The organism is Massilia sp. LMS1-1-1.1 (assembly GCF_040815535.1).
GTDB lineage: Bacteria > Pseudomonadota > Gammaproteobacteria > Burkholderiales > Burkholderiaceae_D > Janthinobacterium > Janthinobacterium aestuarii.
This window is the reverse complement of sequence record NZ_JBFPNG010000012.1, coordinates 771,479-788,295: the sequence shown is the minus strand read 5'-3', so window position 1 is coordinate 788,295 and position 16,817 is coordinate 771,479. Positions and strand designations below refer to the sequence as shown.

Genomic DNA, 16,817 nt, shown 5'->3' with positions numbered 1-16,817 from the left:
GCCGATGACAGAGCCTATCCGTAAGATGCTGCTGTCGCTGGCTGATTCACCAATACGCCGGCGCATCCCGTCATCCACCTCCGGAGTTCCCTTGATAAAAACCGCCGCCCGGCTGATCAGCTATGCCCTGCTGGGCAAATCCGGCAAGCAGCCCCTCGATATCGCCAAGGTGCGCAAGGTGCTGATTTTGCGCAACGACAAGATCGGCGACATGATCGTCACGTCGGCCCTGCTGCGCGAACTGAAGAAAAACTATCCGCACTGGCAGATCGACGTGGCCGCCAGCAGCGCCAACCGCGATGTCATCGCCGGCAATCCGCATGTGAACGAGATCCTCATCTGGGACAAGCAGCCACTGCTGCGCGACTTGCGCACCACCATCGCCGACCTGCGCCGGCGCCGCTACGACGTCATCTTCAACCCCTACAACCGCTTTTCGATTCCCTTGCTGCTGCGTATCAAATGGCTCGGTGCGCGCTATCTGACGGGTTTTGCCATTCCCAAGTACGGCACCTCGACGGCGAAGCTGGGCATGTTCGACCATACGGTACCGTGCGATCGCAGCCGCCACATCCTGCACAGCTTTTTCGCCACGTTCGAGGAGTTTGGCCTGCGCGACATCGATATGCGCTATGAACTGTTCGGCGTGGATGCGCATGCGGCACGGGTCGACGCCGCCTGCGACAGCCTGCTGCGCACCCATGAAGGCTTGTTCTGCCTCAATTTCCAGGGCAGCAATGCGCAACGCACGGTCAGCGTGGCCGATGCACAGCGCTGCTGCGCCGCCCTGGCGGCACGCTATCCGCGCCATGCGCTGCTGGTGATCGCCGCGCCGGGCACCGAAGCGCGCGCCGCCGAGATCGTGCGCGGCGCCGGCCATGCCAACGTGATGAGCGCGCCGCCCACCGGCCACATCCTGGAGCTGGCGGCCCTGATACGCCGCTGCGAGCTGGTGCTGTCGCCCGACACGTCGGTGATCCACATCGCTTCGGCGTATGACAAGAAAATCGTCGGCTACTACATCCGCACCGACAACTACCGCTGGTTTTATCCGGCCAGCCGCCACTACCGCGTCATCCTGGCGCCCGGTCTGACCCTGGCCACCGTCAGCGATGTCGACACACTGGCCGCCGTGGAACAACTGATGGAGGGCGCCGGCCCGGCGCAGGAGACAGTTCAAGCCGCCGGCTGAGACGCCAGCAGGCGGTCCATCTGCCCCACCGGCAGCGCGCGGGAAAAGAAATACCCCTGCGCATAGTCGCAGCCGGCGGCGCGCAGCAAATCGCGCTGCGACGCCGTCTCCACGCCTTCGGCCACGACTTTCAAGCCCAGGCGCTGCGCCAGGGCAATGATCGCCTCGCACAAGCCCTGCCCGGCGCCATCGCCTCCCAGTTCGCCGACCAGCGAACGGTCGATCTTGAGAAAGTCGATATCGGCCTTCTGTATGCACGCGAGCGACACCTGACCGCTGCCGAAATCGTCGAGCGCCAGCGCCAGGCCCATGGCGCGGAACTGGCGCAGCCGGTCGACCACCTGGCGCGCTTCGTCGAGCAGCACCGCTTCCGTTGTTTCGATGACGATGGCGCCCGGCGCCAGGCCGTGGCGCGCCAGATGCCCGCCCCAGTCCTGGTACAGCGCGGCGTCGCAGCGAAATTCCACGGCCGACTTGTTGATGCTGATCTGGAACGCGCTACCATGCTCGTCCTGCCACTGCCGCGCCTGGCGCACGACCTGGCGAAACACCCACTCGCCGATATCGATGATCAGGCCGTTCGCCTCGGCAAAGCCGATGAAATCGGCCGGTGCCAGCAAGCCGCGCAGCGGATGGCGCCAGCGCAGCAGCGCCTCGGCCCGTTCGATGCTGCCATCGCACAGGCGGATGATGGGCTGGTAATGCACTTCGAACTGGTCCTGCGCCAGCGCCAGGCGCATTTCACGCACCGTGCTGCGGCGCAATTCGGCCGCCTGCTGCAATGCCGGCGTGAAATAGCTGTAGCCGTTGCGCCCCGCACTCTTGGCCGCATACATGGCCTGGTCGGCGTGCCGCAGCAAGGTGTCGGGCGACTCGGCGTCGGCCGGATACAGGGCCACGCCCACGCTGGCCGACACTTGCGCCGTGTCGCCGTCGAGCACGAACGGCAGGGCCAGCGCGGCCGTCAATTCCTGCAGCACGCGCTCGATGCCGCCCAGCTGCCCCACGCCTGCGAGGATGACGGTGAACTCGTCGCCGCCCAGGCGCGCGACCGTGTCGGTGGCGCGCACGCGCTCGCTGATGCGACGCGCCGCCTGGCGCAGCAGCATGTCGCCCTTCTCGTGGCCGAGGCTGTCATTCACCTGCTTGAAATGGTCGAGGTCGATGAACAGCAGGGCCAGGCAAGCGCCCTCGCGTTTGGCATGGGCCGCCTCGTGCTGCAAGCGGTCGAGAAACATGTGGCGGTTCGGCAAGCCCGTCAGCTGGTCAAAATTGGCTTGCCGCCAGATGCGCTCGGACGCGGCGCGCTGCGCCGTGATGTCGCTGACCAGCGCCAGCGCCCCCAGGTAGGTGCCGCTGGAGTCGAAGATGGGATTGGTGGCCAGGGTGGCCCACAAGGTGCTGCCGTCGCGCCGCAGGAACTTGAATTCGTGGCGCTCGACGATGCCGTCCTGGCGACGCGCGATGTTGCGCTCGAGGATGGCGCGCCCCTCCTCATCCATGAAGGCCGCCAGCGGCTGGCCCAGCATATCCTCGATCTGGCAATCGAGCATGTGTGCCATCTTCGGATTGACAAAGCTGGTCAGCGCCTGCGCATCGATTTCCCAGATGCCTTCCTCGGCGCTGTGCACGATGCGCCGGAAGCGCTCTTCGCTGCGTTCGAGCGCGGCCAGCTTGCCCTCGGCTTGCTCGAGCACCAGGCGCAGCGCCTGGCCGTTCGGGTCGGCGCTGCCCAGCAGGCTGACGGGCAAGCCCGCCTCGCGCACGCCGGGACGCGGCGGGGGCAGCTGCACCTGCAGCTGGATGCGCTCGGGCTCGCTGCTATTGAGCACGCGCTCCACGAACTGTTCGTAATCTCGGCGGAACGCCTCGTGCACAAAAGAACGGAACAGCACGTGGCCGGGACGCCCGCGCGCCAGGCCGAACAGCTCGGCCGCCACCAGGTTGACCTGCAGGATCACGCCATCGAGGCCCAGCACGAAATAGGCGACGGGCGCCAGCAGGTATAAATCGTTGAAATACGCTTGTTCGCGTTCGGCCTTCATCCGTTCCGGACTGAAGACGCCATCGTCAAGCAGGGGCGCGACATGCCGCGGCGCGCCGTCGTGGCCGGGCGGGGAGGAATCCAGAGCAGGTACCGCTTGCGGTGGTGTATCCATGGCTGTCCTTGGCACGGCCGCCCTGGAAAACAGGTGGGTGCAGTAGCGAGACTAGCACGCGCCACGCGCAGTGTCGAGCCATGGATGCCGTTTCTGCAACAGGGCCGCTTAGCGCCCCATGCCCATACGGTGCCGGCGCAAGCCGAAATCATGACCGACCACCAGCAAAGTACTAGCCACCAGGCTCGACAGCCCCACGATCAGCTGGATCAATTTATCGTCCGGCAATATCCACAAGGACGAGTCCGGAGCCTCGCAGCCCGTGGCCGCGCTGATCAGCGGAGACACCCAGGCCGCGTCCGGCGTGACGTCCAATACGACGGCGCCGTCGGCGCTCGTCTGCATATAGATATCGCCCCCTTCGGCCAGGGTAAAGCAGATACCCACGCCCGTCTCCGTGGCGCGGATATTGTCCTGCATGCTACGGTTATGTTCCTCGATCCACACTTCCACGTCGTACGGCGTTTCCAGGTGCTCCCATGGACGGGGACGGAAACGGGGACGTTCTTCCGGGCTAGCGGGGGTATCGGGGATATTGCTGTCTGCTGCGCCTTGCATGCTCGTTGACCTTTTCTGCGGTGATGCGGCGGGACCGGTTGCCCGCCAGCCGCCATTATCCACCGTTCGCGGGGCGCATGGTATTCCCACGACGAATCGATCAGAAAAACTGACAGCTATCGACTTCAAACATCAGTGTACCTGACTTAAAATGGCCGCCATCTCTTCTTTACAGGCTTTACATGCAAGGCATCAAACGCAAAATCGTCTACGTCACCGCCTTTGAAATCATCGGCATGGCCATTTCCACGGCCTGGCTCACCCTGCTTTCGGGCGAATCGCCCACCAGCACGGGACCGCTGGCGATCATGATCACCACCATCGCCGTGATCTGGAACCTGCTCTACAACACGGCGTTCGAATACTGGGAAATCCGGCAAGTGTCGCGCACGCGCACCGTCTGGCGCCGCATCCTGCACGCGATCGGTTTCCAGATCACGCTCGTCATTTACCTGATCCCGCTGATCGCCTGGTGGCTCGACATCAGCCTGTGGCAAGCGTTCGTGCTCGATTTCGCGCTGATGCTGATCATCCCGTGCTACAGCTTCATCTTCAATTACTTCTTCGACGGCCTGTTCGGCGTGCCCCTGTCGGCGCAGCAGCCGAAGGAAGAGCCAGCGAATGTTCAGGCCGCTTCGCTGAGCAACTGAAGAAAGGACCGCGCCGCCATGCCCAGCGGCCGGTCCTTCATCCACACGAGGTGGATGGGCACGACGAGGCCATTGCCCGTATTCTTGAACGCCACGCAGCGCACCCGCCCCGCCGCCAGCGAATCCTTGATGGCCGAGGCGGCAAAGTTGCCCCAGCCTAGTCCCGCCTCCACCATCGATAACGCCATCGGCAAACTGTCCGTGCGCCAATAGGACAGCCCCACCACGGGGCGCGCATCGGCCAGGTCGAGTTCGCGGCTGGCGACGATGATCTGGCGCAAATTCACCAATTCCTCGATATACAAGGGCCGCCCCGCCACGTCGGGCGGATGCTGGGTGGAGATAATCGCCAGCAAGGCATCGCTGCCCACCAGCTGGAACTGTTCTTCGTGATTGATGCGCCCGCCAGCGAAAGCCATGCAGGCACTGATGCGGCCCCGGTGCAGCATGTCGAGCACATCGTCCTGCGGCGCCGTCAGCACCTCGATGTCGAGCAAGGGATGACGCTGCGACAGCGCGCGCACGGCGGCCAGGAAGGGCGCATGGTCGAGCTCGGCCGCGATGCCCAGCGAAATGCGGCTTTCCAGTCCCTGCGACAATTCCTGCACGTGCAGGTGCAACTGCTTCAACTGCTCGGCGATCAGGCGCGCATGGGGAATCAGCGCCGTGGCGGCCGGCGTGGGCACGGCTTCGCGCGCGCCCCGGTCGAACAGGGCGATGCCCAGTTCCGCCTCGATATTGGCCATCGCCATGCTGACGGCCGATGGCGCCCGCCGCAAGGTGCGCGCGGCGGCCGAGAACGAGCCGCCGTCGACGACGGCCAGGAACAGTTCGATGTTATGGCTGGACAGTTTCATGGGAATGTGGAAAGTGCGGTGGAAAGTGCGGCACTTTTACGCGCCAGGGCGGTCAAAAAGAAAAACCATGGGAGGACGCGCATGCGCCATCGACTACCGTACCGCCGCAGCGGCTATGTCTCGGACTTTACCCGCTTTATCGACGGCTATCTGCAGACGCACCCGGAAGTACTGGAAAGCCAGCGCCGCGGCTGGCGCATCTGGTGGGAGCGCCCGGCCAAGCCGCGCGAACTGGAACTGATCCACGCAGACAGCGTGCCGGAGCCGCCCTACCACTACGACTAAAAACGCCTGACCAAACCTACTGCGCGGTGCGCCTTGCGGCCTGCGATGCTCGCCGTACCTTCGTACGGCTGCGCGTCTCGGCCACAAATCACTACCGCTCGCGACGGTTTTGTCAGGTGTTTAATCTTTCGTTTAACCTTTCCAGGTGCGCTGGAGGCCCGTATCCGCATGAATCCAGCCGCCACGCGGGCCGTTGCGGTAATAAAAGCCCACGCCGCCCTGCTTGAAGCTGCGCACGAGCGAACCGAGCACTTCCGCGTTCAGATTCGCCACGCGGATGTCGGCGGCGCGGCCCGAGATGTGCAGCGACTGGCGCGCGGCCGGCACGCCCGCTTCGCGCAGGCGGCTGTTCGACTCGGCCGTACGGTAGCCCGACAGGATCTCGAGCGGCTGCTCGATGCCGTAACGGGCCACGAACGCCTGCGTACCCCACAGGGTTTCCAGCAGTTTCGGGTCGATCGGCGCCGTCTTCTTGCCGTTCACGTCGCGCAGCAAGTGGCACAGTTCCTGGTAGGCCGAATCGATGACTTCGCCATCTTTCCAGTACAGCAGCTTGGCCTTTTCATTGCTGGCCGGGCGCACCACTTCCAGGGTGCGGGGCTTGAGCCAGAATTCCAGGTCCAGCGCCTGCGCGTCGAAGATATCGGGAGGCGGTTCCATCTCGGTGATGGCCTGGCGCGACTGCGACGTGATCGAGCGGTCGACGCTGGCCAATTGCGTCGGCTGCGGTGGCACGGCCGTGCGCGGCGCGCGCGGCTTGGCGCTGGCCGAAGCCGACGCAGGAGCGGCCGTGCGCGAGGCGCAGCCGATGAGAGGGGTGGCTACCAGGCCCAGCGCGGCCAGGCCCATACCGTGATGTAGAAAATTTCTGCGCGATGCCATAGTCAGTCCAATTTAACGATGGGAATACTATAGCGTATTGTGCTGCGAAGAAAAACCCTCCATTGCCTATCGTGTCGCCCTCATTTCAGTATTGGGCGCCCTATGCGGCGGCCGCGACGAACGCGACGCCTTCTTTCGCCTTCGCCAGCGCCGTCAAAGGCTTGTCGAGCAGATAACCCTGGGCCACGATGGGCAAGCCCGTGATGGCGGCGATGCGCTGCAGTGCGGCCAGCGCCGCCGGCGTGTCGAGGCGCTTGAAGATGACGCGGATTTTCGCCGCATGGCACACGGTGACGAAGCTGGCGACGGCCTGCTCGTCGCTGAGGTTGCCCGCGTCGAGCTTGAACGCATGCGGGTGCAAACGCTCCAGCATGCCTGTTGCTTCCTGCACGCTGGCCACGTTGATGGCCAAGCGGAAACCGTTGCGCCGGTAATTGTCAGCCACGTAATTGAGCAGCCAGCCCTGGTTAGTCGTAACCGTCGGCAATTGCAGCACGATGCGCTCGATGGGCAAGCCCAGCGCGTCGAGGATGCGCTGGAAGGCGTGGCCGTGATTGCTGCTGACGGCGCTTAGTAGGCGGTCGTGCACGTTCAGGTACAGGTCCGACTGCTCCGCTTCGCCCTGGCGGAAGAAATTGATCGCGTGCAGCATGCGGCACAGCCGGTCCAGCTCCACGGATTCGTCGTCGCTGGCCGCGTGGTCAAGCAAGCGCCACAGCGACAAGCCCTCGTCCGCCTTCGACACGCTGCGCGCCAGGCCCTCGAACGCCACCAGCTTGCCGCTGCCCAGTTCGCGCAGCGGCTGGAAGGCGCTCGTCATGGTGCAATTGAAAAAGCGCCCCAGCGCCCTGCCCTCCCCGTCGAGCCAGACGCTGGTGCCAGCCTGGGTTTGGTGCGACAGGCGGGCCAGGTAATTTTTCAGGACGGGAAATGGCATACGTGCTCCTTCATCGGGCTGCGCCGGCTGCCCTCGTGGGGAAGACGGCGCCAAAGTGTGCAGACTAAGGCAGCGCAAAGCAAAGGAGAACGAATGGTTTCGCCATTTGATATGCGCCCAGCACATAAGACATGCGACGGCCAGCGCATAACGATAGTCGGAAACATTCGTTCCCGCGCCCGGCACCCGCCTTTACTGTGGGCATGTACCGATACCATCAGGAAGGGCCGCCATGTGCCAGTTACTCGCAATGAACAGCAGCAAGCCGGCAGCGCTGGGATTTTCCTTTGCCGGCTTTGCCGAGCGGGGCGGACGCACGGACGAGCACCGCGACGGCTGGGGTATCGCCTATCATTCCAGTAGCGGCTGCACCTTGCTGACGGATCACCTGGCCGCCATCGATTCGCCGCTGGCGGCGCAGGTGCAGCAGCATCCCGTGAAGGCGAAAAACATCGTCGCGCACATCCGTAAGGCCACGCAGGGCCGCATCGCGCCGGAAAACACCCACCCGTTCGCCCGCGAACTGTGGGGCAAGACCTGGTCCTTCGCCCACAATGGCGACTTGAAAACGTGGCGCGCGCCCGCCAATGCGCACTATCGCGCCAGCGGCGACACGGATAGCGAGCAGGCGTTTTGCCACTTGCTGGCCCACTTGCACACGCAGTTTCCGCTCGGTGAACCCGCGCGCGCCGACTTGCGCGCCGCCATCGCCGAGGTCGCCACGGACATCGCCGCGCACGGCACTTTCAATTTCATCCTGTCGGACGGCGAACTGCTGTTTGCCCACTGTTCCACGCATTTGCACTATGTGATACGCGAATACCCGTTTTCCGTCGCGCAACTGATCGACTGCGAGCGCAGCATCGACTTTCGCCAGCATAACCACTTGGACGACCGCATCGCCGTCATCGCCACCCATCCGCTGACGCAAAACGAGGACTGGCTGGCCTTCGCGCCCGGCGAGCTGAAACTGTTTGCCGGCGGCACCTTGCTGCCAGCAAACGATAGCGCGCAACAAGGCATGCAACCAGGCGTGTATATCCAGATCAGTTACTGAGGGGAATTACTCAAAGGGAGGAAAGGCCCGCCGCCGGATAGGCGGGCTGAAATGCAGGATAGCCGTCAAGCCGAATTGCAGTTGCAAAAGCGCTTGCGCTTGGGGTCGCCACTGGCAATGCCTGCGGGATCAATCTGTTTCCAGCAAAAAATCGTTTCCACGCCATATGGCGAACGCACATTGCCCGCCTCGACATAGCCCCGCTTGACGAAAAAAGCCTGGCTGCTGGCCGTGCTGTGCAGCTGCAAGGCCTTGATGCCCCACTCGCGCGCCTGCGCTTCCAGCTGCTCCACCAGCGCCTTGCCGGCGCCGCGGCCTTGCACCTCGGGCAGCAGGTAGCACAGGGCCAGCTTGCCGGCGCGCGTCAGCAAGCCGACGCCAACCACGGCGCCCGCCTCGACTGCGACCAGCGAAAAATTGGTGGGCGACGCAAACCAGCACGCCACCATCTGCGGTGTTTTATTGCCCAGCCAGGCTTCCAGGATGGCCGGATCGTCCCGATGATCGAGGCTGCAGCATTCGACGATGGAGCGTCGTAATACGTTGCACGCCTCGAAAGCGTCGGTCGATGTTGCAATACGAATTTCAAGACTCATGTACGCTCACAAAATATTCCAGTTGCCGATGCAGACGGTTTCACCCCTGTATCGTGCGATTCGACTATACACCAAGCGGCGCAATCGGGTTTTTTGCCGCACGCCACAGACCGGTTTTGCCTATGGCGCCATGCCTGCAGACTAAGTGCTGGTGCGCGCCTTGCCCACGAATGTTTCCAAAAATCGATATCTGTTTTTTAGCGTAAACGGGAATCAAATCTAAGCATATTACGAAAAATTCGTTTCTTTTCCGGCCGGAATTTTAGACTATGTCTATCTATTCTCACAACAAGAGTTCAACATGCCCCATTCCAACGCCGTATCGACTACCGCAGCGACGCTCACCCAACGCTCGCGCCGCTGGTTCCTGGCTAGCGCCCTGGCCGCTTCCGCCGCCGCCCTGAGCCTGCCGATGACAGCTGGCGCCGCCGAACCCGTGGTCTTGCTGAACGCCTCGTACGACGTGATGCGCGAACTGTTCAAGGATGTGAATCCCGCATTTATTGCTGACTGGAAAGCCAAAACGGGCGAAACCATCACCATCAAGCAGTCGCACGGCGGCTCGAGCAAGCAGGCGCGCTCCGTCGCCGATGGCCTGGAAGCGTCCGTCGTGACCATGAACCAGGCCAATGACATCGATATCCTCGTCGACCGCGGCCTTGTGGTGGCCGACTGGGCCAAGAAATTCCCGAACAATGCGGCGCCGTTTTACTCGACCATGGTGTACCTGGTGCGCAAAGGCAACCCGAAACGCATCAAGGATTGGGACGACTTGGCCAAGCCCGGCATCAAGGTCATCGTGCCGAACCCGAAAACCTCGGGCAATGGCCGTTATACTTACTTGGCGGCCTGGGGCTATGCCGTGAAAAAAGGCGGCAGCGAAGCGCAGGCGCGCGACCTCGTTAACAAGCTGTTCAAGAACGTACCTGTGCTGGACGGCGGCGGCCGCGGCGCCACGACCACCTTCACGCAGCGTGAAATCGGCGACGTGCTGGTGACGTTTGAAAATGAAGTGCAACTGGTGCGCGCCGAATTCGGCGACAACTTCGAAGTGGTGTATCCAAGCATCTCCATCCTGGCCGAGTCGCCCGTGGCCGTCGTCGACAAGGTCGTCGACCGCCGCGGCATCCGCAAGGAAGCCACGGCCTACCTGCAATACCTGTACTCGGAGCCAGGCCAGGAACTGGTCGCCAAGCACTATCTGCGCCCCCGTTCGGCCGTAGTCGCGAAGAAATACGCGGCCAGCTTCAAGCCGATCACCCTGTTCACCATCGATGACGTGTTTGGCGGCTGGAAACAAGCGCAAAAGAAACACTTTGACGATGGCGGCGAGTTCGACAAGATTTATCAGAAGTAATCTCTGCCGTATCAGCAAAACCGGGACATGTCCCGGTTTTTTTTATGGAGAAAAGGTCACTGTTTCTTCAGTACCAGCTTGAACTGCGGCACCCAGCGGCCGTCCACCAGCATCTCGCTGGCCGCCTCATAGGCATCGTCCGAGGGCGTCCAGCGCACGCGGTAAGTCAAGGTCTTGCCCTTGGCGCCCACGTACTCGGTAGCGGGAAAGTCGAGGCCGCCGTCCGCCGACAGCATCGTGCCACGGCTGTGGCCGCCGCTGTTTTCCAGATACAGGAAGGCGACCTTGTTTGCGGCGGGATCGTGGTAATACGTGGTTTCGCCCATGTAGTCAGGCTTGCCGGGGCTGCGCACCGTGTGCACGTCGCGCAGCATCCGGCCGCCATACAGCCACTGGAAACAGTGCTCATCCGTTTGCTTGCCGCCAGGGAACTCACCCTTCCAGCAATGGCCGGCCAGGAAAGCCATCGGCTGCAGCGCCGCAGCCGGTTCCGCCAGCGCGGCAAATGAGGGCAAGAGCAGCAACAAGGGCAATGGACGCATGGCCAACCTCCAGGATGTTGCAGCCAAGTATAGGCGAATAATGTGCTTGCGTCAGCGCAGACGCACGCTTTGCGCATATCGATATGCGCATCGATTCGTGGTCAAAAGCGCGCGCGGGCCGTACTCTGGCCTTGTCGCGCCGCATGGCGTATTACGGGCACAAAGGAAATATCATGGCTATCTCGGAAGTGAATGTACGCAACCAGTTTCGCGGCAAGATCAAGGAAATCATCTTTGGGCCCGTGGTCTCGGAAGTGGATGTGGAAACGCCGCACGGCATCGTCACGTCGGTGATCACCTCGCGCTCGATCAAGGACCTGGACTTGAAGGTGGGCAGCGAAGTCATCGCCTTGGTCAAATCGACGGAAGTGTCGATCGCCAAGATCCAGTAAGCGCGCGGCGTTTGCCTTGCCAGCTAATCGCGGAACAGATATGTAAACGTGCGGCTGACGGGCAGCTTTTCCGTGCTGCCGCGCACCAGCACCTGCATGCGCTCGGCGTCGATGCGTTCAGCCGCCTCGATGGCTTTCACGTTGACCATGGTGCCACGGTGGATTTGCCAGAACTGTTCCGGATCGAGGCCGCCCAGCAAATCCTTCAATGGCGTACGCACCAGCGCTTCCGAACCGGCCAGCACGACGCGCGTGTACTTGGTGTCGGCCTGGAAGAACAGCACGTCGTCGATGTTGATCAGGCGGATCTGCTTGCCCACGCTGGCCTTGATCCATTTCAACTTGTCGCGCGGCGGCGCCGGCAAGGCCGCGCGCAGCGACTGCAGTAAATTGGCCATGTCGGCCGGCTGCGCGCCGAGCTTGTCGCGCAGCCGCGCCAGCGCCCGCTGCAAGCGCTCGGGCTGCACGGGTTTCAACAGGTAGTCGACGGCGCCTGCGTCGAACGCATCGACGGCGTACTGGTCGTACGCCGTGACGAACACCACGTGGGCGCGCTTGCCGATGCGTTCGGCAACTTCCAGGCCCGACAGGCCTGGCATGCGGATGTCGAGAAAGACCACGTCCGGCTCATGCTCGAGGAAACCGTCCCAGGCATCGTTGCCGTTTTCCGCCACCAGCACGACGTGCGCCTCGGGCCAGGCTTGCGCCAGCAGCATTTGCAGGCGCTCGCGCATCAGCGGTTCGTCTTCGGCGATCAGGATGGTGGTATTCATGCGGCAGGGTCTTTCAGGCTCGATGCAATTTTAATGGGTAGCAATATTTCAGCGATCACGCCGCCCTCTTCGCCATCGCGCAGGATCAAACTGGCGGACGGATCGGACAGCAACAGCCGGCTGCGCACGTTTTCCAGGCCCAGGCCACCGCCCTGTGCGCTGCCCGTGCCGCTTTCCGGCAAACCCATGCCCGTATCCTGCACGCGCAGGCACAGCATGCCGCCCACCCGCAGCGCCGACAGGCGGATCTCGCCGCCGCGCAACGATGGTTCAATACCGTGCTTGATGGCATTTTCCGCCAGGGTCAGCAAGATCATGCTGGGAATCGTCGCGTGCGCAAACTCGGCCGGCAAGTCCAACGCATAGCGCAGGCGCGAGCCCATGCGTGCCTGCATCACGCGCAAATAAGCAGCCACCATGTCGAACTCGCTTTGCAAGGGCACTTGCTCGCTGCGCATTTCCGCCAGGCTGGCGCGCAAGAAGGCGATCAGGTCGGCCGTCAATGCCGCGGCCTTGCCGGCACCTTGCGCGCCCTGCTCGGCCAGCTGCTGCACGGCGCCCAAGGTATTGAACAGGAAATGCGGCTCGATCTGCGCGCGCAGCAGGCGCAGCTGCGATTCGCTCAGTTCGCGCGCCAGACGGTCGCGTTCGGCATCCTGCTGCAGCTGCAGGGTCAGCGCTTCGTACTGCCGGTTGCGCCAGGTGGTCACGATCGCCAGCGGCACCATGTAAAACAGGCAAGCTACGAGCAAGGCCGTGCCGCCCACGCGCAACAAGCGCTCGAAGGCCATGTCCATGGAACCGGTATCGCTCAAGCCGGCCAGCAGCACGCCAACGGCCACCCCGGCCACACAGGTCGACACGATCAGCAAGAGTTTCTTGAGCTTGTTGCGCACGGAACTGCGGTAATTGAACCAGACACCCACCAGGCCCCACACCAGCGCAAACCCCAGGCCGTTGCTGAAGACCAGGGCCTTGAGCAATTCGAACTTGGCCGGCAGCAGCAAGTGCAGTGCAACGCCGATGGCGCTGAACAACAGCATCAGCTTGCACGCGGCGATGTAAAAACCGGCGCCGCGATACTTGAGCAGGAAATCGTGCAACTGCTGGCGCTCGATCGGCGTCAGCTTGGCCAGCTTCATGGCGATGTAGCGGCGCATCCGTCCTTGCACCTGCTCCGCCATCTCGGGGTGTTTCAACACCAGCAGCGATTCCTCATCGACGCTGCGGTACCAGTCCGTATATTTTTTTAACACGATGCGTTCTCCGTGGTCTGTGATTCAGGCATGAACGCAGTCTACGGCGCCCCTGTTGCGGGGCATAGCGCGGGGCGACGAAGCACGAAGCGGCAGGCATCAACGACGAAGCGCGCGGCGCCCGCCGTACCCCCGTTGCCAATATTGCTCAAATCATACGAAGTTTCCAAGATGAAATCAATAATTGCGTAACAATTTTCACTACGGCAAGAATAGCCGTTTTTATTTGCCAAATTGGCCGCAACGCCGCCTGTTGCGGGCCTGTACCGTAGACATCGCTTGAACTTTAATGGTATTGTCTAAGCTTGGCAAATATTGCCTCCGAGATACACGCCGCGTCCCCGCGCGGCCCCGTTCCGGATTTGCGCGCAGCGCCCACGATGGCGCCCCAAAACTGCTTTTCCACATACAATCCCATGCTCAAAAAAATGTTCGCCGCGGTGCTGATGACGCTTTCGACAGCGGCCATCGCCGTGCCTTTCGGTTCCCAGTCGATACTGGTGGTCGAAGACGGCACAGGCAAAGTCTTGCTTGAAAAAAATTCCAACGTGGTGGTGCCCATCGCCTCGCTGACCAAACTCATGACAGCCATGGTCGTGCTCGACTCCAAGGCGAACATGGAGGAAGAGATCAGCATCGACCGCGAGGACGTCGATACCCTGAAGCACAGCACCTCGCGCGTGCCCGTGGGCGCCAGCCTGAGCCGTCACGACGTGCTGCAACTGGCGCTGATGTCGTCCGACAACCGCGCCGCCGCTTCGCTGGCACGCACCTTCCCCGGCGGCCCGACGGCGTTTGCCGTGGCCGTCAACGCCAAGATCAAGGCCCTGGGCATGCGCCAGACCGTCATCGAAGAACCGACGGGCTTGTCGCCGAATAACCAGTCGACGGCGGCCGACCTCGTCAAGATGGCCGTGGCCGCCTCGCGCTACCCGGAAATCAGCCGCATCACCACGGATTCGAAGGACGTGATCCAGATCAAGGGCCGCGACGTGGAATACCACAACACGAACCGCCTGGTGGGCGCCAAGGGCTGGGACATCGGCCTGTCGAAAACGGGCTACACGAATGAAGCGGGCCGCTGCCTGATCATGCGCATCAAGTCAGCCGGCAAGTTCGCCACGATGATCCTGCTCAACGCGCGCGCCAATTCCGTGCGCGCCATGGACGCCGTCAACATCCGCCGCATGCTGGCGGCAGAGAACGGCATCGAAGAGCCGAAGGTGATGCGCGCCTCGGTCAGCCGGCACAAGAAGGCGCCGGCGAAGCCAAGTAAACGCCGCCGCGCCCGCTGATTACTTAGTTAGCCCTTGAACTGCCGGGGTCGGACCCTCAGGGTCCGACCCCAGTCCTTGCTTAGGGTTAAGCCTTGATTTGCCGGTTGGTCATGATGACGCCGGCAATCGTCACCGCCCCGCCCACCAGCATCGAGGCAAGCACCGGCTCGCCCAGCAGCACCGCCGCCAGCACGATGCCGAACACGGGCACGAGGTTGTTGAACACGGCCGTGCGCGACGGGCCAAGCGCCTTCACGCCCTCGTAATACCAGACAAAGCCGATCACCGTGCCAAACACGCCCAGGTAGCCGATGGCGGCCCACACCTGCCAGCCGAAGCTGTGCCATGGCACGCTCGGGAATTCCACGGCCGCCCCCACCAGCAAAAAGGCCAGGCCCCACATCGACGCATACGTGGTGGCGGCAATCGGCGACAAGCCCTTCAGCGCTACCCGGCCGATCAGGGTGTAGGCGGCCCAGCTGGAAATGCCGCAGAACATGAACACTTCGCCCATGCCGATGCCGCCACCCGTGCCATGCAGCACGCCGGCCAGATCGCCGCGCGTGATGACGATAGCCGTGCCGCAGAACGCCAGCATGATGCCCAGCCACTTGAACGATCCGAGCCGTTCGCGGAACAGCATGGCCGAGGCCAGCGCCGTGACGATGGGGTTCAGCGCGACAAATAAAGCCGTGCGCCCCGCCGGCATGCGCGACAGCGCGGCCAGGAAGCACAGGTTGTACAAGAAGATGCCCGTCAGGCCCAGGGCCGCCGTCGTCATCAATTGCTTGCGGTCCAGGCGCGGCAAGCCCCCTTCCAGTTTCCAGGCCAGCACAAGCAGCAGCAGCACGGCCACGCCGAAACGTCCGCTGGCGGCCGTCATGGGCGGCATCTGCTGCGCCAGTACGCGCCCGGCGATAAAGGTACCGCCCCAGAACAGGGCGACGAAAATCAGTTTGAGGTAGACGAGCGGCGATTGCACGGCAGGCAAAGCGGCTGATGGTATGGCGGAAGAAGACATGGGATATCCTGTTTGACCGCTTGCGCGGCGGGTGGTGTGTTGCTGTACACTTATATATTAATACTAATATCAACTCATGAAATAATGAGTAAATACTCATAACACAAAGAAACCACACCATGACCTTCACGCAACTGGAAATTTTTACCCTGGTGGCCGAACTGCACGGCTTTTCCGCCGCCGCCGCGCAGCTGGGTATCAGCCAGTCGGCCGTCTCGCATGCCTTGAAGGCGCTGGAAAAGGAAATGGGCGTGGACCTGATCGTGCGCCACCAGGCCTCGGCCGAGCTGACCGACGTGGGCCGCCAGTTGCTCGTGCGCGCGCGCGAAATCCTGGGCTTGTCCGAAGCCATGCGCCAGGAAGCGGCCGACGTGCTGGGCCAGCGCCAGGGCAGCCTGCGCATCGGTTCATTCGGCCCGACGTCGTCCCTGAATCTGCTGCCTGCCATCACGGCGCAATTCCGCCTGCGCTATCCGGGCATCGACTTGCGCATCGACGAAGGCGCCGACCATGAAGTGGTGCAGTGGATACGCGAGCGGCGGGTCGACGTGGGCTTCGTCGTGCTGCCAGACGAACGTTTCGATACGGCGCCGCTGGTGGAAGACCAGATGATGGCGCTGGTGCCGCGCAGCCACCCGCTGTCAAGCGAAACGGCCATCACCCTGGCCCAATTGTGCGAAGGGCCGTTCATCATGTCCGAGGCGGGCTGCGCCTGCCTGATCGAGCCGCTGTTCGCCAACGCGGGGCTGCAGCCGCAGGTACCGTACCGTATCAGCCAGGTGATCACCATCCTCGACATGGTCAGCCGCGGCGACGGCCTGTCCATCGTCGCCGAACTGGCGCTGCCGCAGCGGCTGCGCGAGCAGTATCCGGAGCTGGTCGCCCTGCCCTTGAATCCGCCCGTCAGCCGCAAGGTGGGCCTGGCCGTGCGCGACCGGCGCCAGAACACGCCGGCCACCAACGCTTTTTTCGACGTGGCGAAACAGATGGCGCCGACCCTGGCGCCCCGGCGCGCTTGAACGCTAC

Annotated in this window: 18 protein-coding genes; 8 read left to right on the top strand and 10 right to left on the bottom strand. The window is 62.9% G+C overall.

The features are described from left to right. Positions 1 to 91: 91 nt before the first annotated feature. Positions 92 to 1,192 (top strand): glycosyltransferase family 9 protein, encoded by a 1,101-nt coding sequence (locus tag MRBLMS1_RS13535; protein ID WP_485879724.1) that lies wholly within the window; start codon positions 92 to 94, stop codon positions 1,190 to 1,192. Here the strand turns inward: MRBLMS1_RS13535 and MRBLMS1_RS13530 are convergent. Continuing rightward, positions 1,177 to 3,351 (bottom strand): putative bifunctional diguanylate cyclase/phosphodiesterase, encoded by a 2,175-nt coding sequence (locus MRBLMS1_RS13530; protein WP_485879723.1) that lies wholly within the window; start codon positions 3,349 to 3,351, stop codon positions 1,177 to 1,179. The two genes, MRBLMS1_RS13535 and MRBLMS1_RS13530, sit on opposite strands and share 16 nt — an antisense overlap. 108 nt (positions 3,352 to 3,459) lie before the next feature. Then, the gene (locus MRBLMS1_RS13525; protein WP_485879722.1) at positions 3,460 to 3,909 is read right to left on the bottom strand and encodes a hypothetical protein; all 450 of its coding nucleotides are present in this window, start codon (positions 3,907 to 3,909) and stop codon (positions 3,460 to 3,462) included. A 182-nt stretch (positions 3,910 to 4,091) separates the two neighbouring features. Here MRBLMS1_RS13525 and MRBLMS1_RS13520 point away from each other — a divergent pair, with 182 nt between their 5' ends. Then, positions 4,092 to 4,559, top strand: a complete 468-nt coding sequence (locus MRBLMS1_RS13520) for a PACE efflux transporter (protein ID WP_034757742.1) — start codon at positions 4,092 to 4,094, stop codon at positions 4,557 to 4,559. Here the strand turns inward: MRBLMS1_RS13520 and MRBLMS1_RS13515 are convergent. Next, complete coding sequence (locus MRBLMS1_RS13515; RefSeq protein WP_485879721.1) at positions 4,535 to 5,416, bottom strand: LysR family transcriptional regulator; 882 nt, start codon at positions 5,414 to 5,416, stop codon at positions 4,535 to 4,537. The genes MRBLMS1_RS13520 and MRBLMS1_RS13515 overlap by 25 nt on opposite strands. An 81-nt stretch (positions 5,417 to 5,497) precedes the next feature. On the opposite strand from MRBLMS1_RS13515, the gene MRBLMS1_RS13510 reads away from it, so the two are divergent. After that, positions 5,498 to 5,701: a DUF3460 family protein gene (locus MRBLMS1_RS13510; RefSeq protein ID WP_485879720.1), complete on the top strand. Its 204-nt coding sequence runs from the start codon at positions 5,498 to 5,500 to the stop codon at positions 5,699 to 5,701. A 132-nt stretch (positions 5,702 to 5,833) separates the two neighbouring features. Here MRBLMS1_RS13510 and MRBLMS1_RS13505 read toward each other — a convergent pair whose 3' ends face one another. Both MRBLMS1_RS13505 and MRBLMS1_RS13500 read right to left on the bottom strand, forming a co-directional pair. Then, the gene (locus tag MRBLMS1_RS13505; RefSeq protein WP_436481138.1) at positions 5,834 to 6,583 is read right to left on the bottom strand and encodes a YcbK family protein; all 750 of its coding nucleotides are present in this window, start codon (positions 6,581 to 6,583) and stop codon (positions 5,834 to 5,836) included. A 100-nt stretch (positions 6,584 to 6,683) separates the two neighbouring features. Next, the gene (locus MRBLMS1_RS13500; RefSeq protein WP_485879719.1) at positions 6,684 to 7,520 is read right to left on the bottom strand and encodes an EAL domain-containing protein; all 837 of its coding nucleotides are present in this window, start codon (positions 7,518 to 7,520) and stop codon (positions 6,684 to 6,686) included. Positions 7,521 to 7,752: 232 nt separating this feature from the next. Here MRBLMS1_RS13500 and MRBLMS1_RS13495 point away from each other — a divergent pair, with 232 nt between their 5' ends. After that, positions 7,753 to 8,577, top strand: coding sequence for a class II glutamine amidotransferase (locus MRBLMS1_RS13495; RefSeq protein ID WP_485879718.1), 825 nt, complete (start codon positions 7,753 to 7,755; stop codon positions 8,575 to 8,577). Between the two features lie 65 nt (positions 8,578 to 8,642). On the opposite strand, the gene MRBLMS1_RS13490 is transcribed toward MRBLMS1_RS13495, so the two are convergent. Next, on the bottom strand, positions 8,643 to 9,173 hold the full coding sequence (locus MRBLMS1_RS13490; RefSeq protein WP_485879717.1) for a GNAT family N-acetyltransferase: 531 nt from the start codon (positions 9,171 to 9,173) through the stop codon (positions 8,643 to 8,645). A 301-nt stretch (positions 9,174 to 9,474) separates the two neighbouring features. Here MRBLMS1_RS13490 and MRBLMS1_RS13485 point away from each other — a divergent pair, with 301 nt between their 5' ends. Then, complete coding sequence (locus MRBLMS1_RS13485; protein ID WP_485879716.1) at positions 9,475 to 10,530, top strand: sulfate ABC transporter substrate-binding protein; 1,056 nt, start codon at positions 9,475 to 9,477, stop codon at positions 10,528 to 10,530. A 56-nt stretch (positions 10,531 to 10,586) separates the two neighbouring features. Here the strand turns inward: MRBLMS1_RS13485 and MRBLMS1_RS13480 are convergent, their stop codons facing one another. Next, complete coding sequence (locus MRBLMS1_RS13480) at positions 10,587 to 11,072, bottom strand: hypothetical protein (protein WP_128139639.1); 486 nt, start codon at positions 11,070 to 11,072, stop codon at positions 10,587 to 10,589. Between the two features lie 173 nt (positions 11,073 to 11,245). Here MRBLMS1_RS13480 and MRBLMS1_RS13475 point away from each other — a divergent pair, with 173 nt between their 5' ends. Continuing rightward, entirely contained in the window at positions 11,246 to 11,464 is a 219-nt protein-coding gene (locus MRBLMS1_RS13475) for a TOBE domain-containing protein (RefSeq protein WP_034757699.1), read from the top strand. A 23-nt stretch (positions 11,465 to 11,487) separates the two neighbouring features. Here the strand turns inward: MRBLMS1_RS13475 and MRBLMS1_RS13470 are convergent, their stop codons facing one another. Together MRBLMS1_RS13470 and MRBLMS1_RS13465 are read right to left on the bottom strand one after the other, a co-directional pair. Next, positions 11,488 to 12,237 carry a LytR/AlgR family response regulator transcription factor gene (locus tag MRBLMS1_RS13470; protein ID WP_485879715.1) on the bottom strand — a complete coding sequence of 250 codons (750 nt, stop codon included), beginning with the start codon at positions 12,235 to 12,237 and terminating at the stop codon, positions 11,488 to 11,490. Next, the gene (locus MRBLMS1_RS13465; RefSeq protein ID WP_485879714.1) at positions 12,234 to 13,493 is read right to left on the bottom strand and encodes a sensor histidine kinase; all 1,260 of its coding nucleotides are present in this window, start codon (positions 13,491 to 13,493) and stop codon (positions 12,234 to 12,236) included. The genes MRBLMS1_RS13470 and MRBLMS1_RS13465 overlap by 4 nt, the downstream gene beginning before the upstream one ends. Before the next feature lie 416 nt (positions 13,494 to 13,909). On the opposite strand from MRBLMS1_RS13465, the gene MRBLMS1_RS13460 reads away from it, so the two are divergent. After that, positions 13,910 to 14,788, top strand: coding sequence for a serine hydrolase (locus MRBLMS1_RS13460; RefSeq protein ID WP_139092677.1), 879 nt, complete (start codon positions 13,910 to 13,912; stop codon positions 14,786 to 14,788). A gap of 67 nt (positions 14,789 to 14,855) precedes the next feature. Here MRBLMS1_RS13460 and MRBLMS1_RS13455 read toward each other — a convergent pair whose 3' ends face one another. Further along, a complete protein-coding gene (locus tag MRBLMS1_RS13455) occupies positions 14,856 to 15,791 on the bottom strand; it encodes a DMT family transporter (RefSeq protein WP_485879713.1) in 936 nt (311 codons plus the stop codon). Positions 15,792 to 15,910: 119 nt separating this feature from the next. On the opposite strand from MRBLMS1_RS13455, the gene MRBLMS1_RS13450 reads away from it, so the two are divergent. Then, positions 15,911 to 16,810: a LysR family transcriptional regulator gene (locus MRBLMS1_RS13450; RefSeq protein ID WP_139092679.1), complete on the top strand. Its 900-nt coding sequence runs from the start codon at positions 15,911 to 15,913 to the stop codon at positions 16,808 to 16,810. Positions 16,811 to 16,817 lie beyond the last annotated feature (7 nt).

What these genes read in the sequence shown, in the direction of transcription:
- MRBLMS1_RS13520 (WP_034757742.1), top strand. Translation starts at nt 4,092, where the DNA reads ATGCAAGGCATCAAACGCAAAATCGTCTACGTCACCGCCTTTGAAATC.
- MRBLMS1_RS13495 (WP_485879718.1), top strand. Translation starts at nt 7,753, where the DNA reads ATGTGCCAGTTACTCGCAATGAACAGCAGCAAGCCGGCAGCGCTGGGA.
- MRBLMS1_RS13515 (WP_485879721.1), bottom strand. Translation starts at nt 5,416, where the DNA reads ATGAAACTGTCCAGCCATAACATCGAACTGTTCCTGGCCGTCGTCGAC.
- MRBLMS1_RS13500 (WP_485879719.1), bottom strand. Translation starts at nt 7,520, where the DNA reads ATGCCATTTCCCGTCCTGAAAAATTACCTGGCCCGCCTGTCGCACCAA.
- MRBLMS1_RS13525 (WP_485879722.1), bottom strand. Translation starts at nt 3,909, where the DNA reads ATGCAAGGCGCAGCAGACAGCAATATCCCCGATACCCCCGCTAGCCCG.
- MRBLMS1_RS13470 (WP_485879715.1), bottom strand. Translation starts at nt 12,237, where the DNA reads ATGAATACCACCATCCTGATCGCCGAAGACGAACCGCTGATGCGCGAG.
- MRBLMS1_RS13530 (WP_485879723.1), bottom strand. Translation starts at nt 3,351, where the DNA reads ATGGATACACCACCGCAAGCGGTACCTGCTCTGGATTCCTCCCCGCCC.
- MRBLMS1_RS13505 (WP_436481138.1), bottom strand. Translation starts at nt 6,583, where the DNA reads ATGGCATCGCGCAGAAATTTTCTACATCACGGTATGGGCCTGGCCGCG.
- MRBLMS1_RS13460 (WP_139092677.1), top strand. Translation starts at nt 13,910, where the DNA reads ATGCTCAAAAAAATGTTCGCCGCGGTGCTGATGACGCTTTCGACAGCG.
- MRBLMS1_RS13490 (WP_485879717.1), bottom strand. Translation starts at nt 9,173, where the DNA reads ATGAGTCTTGAAATTCGTATTGCAACATCGACCGACGCTTTCGAGGCG.
- MRBLMS1_RS13450 (WP_139092679.1), top strand. Translation starts at nt 15,911, where the DNA reads ATGACCTTCACGCAACTGGAAATTTTTACCCTGGTGGCCGAACTGCAC.
- MRBLMS1_RS13510 (WP_485879720.1), top strand. Translation starts at nt 5,498, where the DNA reads ATGCGCCATCGACTACCGTACCGCCGCAGCGGCTATGTCTCGGACTTT.
- MRBLMS1_RS13480 (WP_128139639.1), bottom strand. Translation starts at nt 11,072, where the DNA reads ATGCGTCCATTGCCCTTGTTGCTGCTCTTGCCCTCATTTGCCGCGCTG.
- MRBLMS1_RS13485 (WP_485879716.1), top strand. Translation starts at nt 9,475, where the DNA reads ATGCCCCATTCCAACGCCGTATCGACTACCGCAGCGACGCTCACCCAA.
- MRBLMS1_RS13455 (WP_485879713.1), bottom strand. Translation starts at nt 15,791, where the DNA reads ATGTCTTCTTCCGCCATACCATCAGCCGCTTTGCCTGCCGTGCAATCG.
- MRBLMS1_RS13475 (WP_034757699.1), top strand. Translation starts at nt 11,246, where the DNA reads ATGGCTATCTCGGAAGTGAATGTACGCAACCAGTTTCGCGGCAAGATC.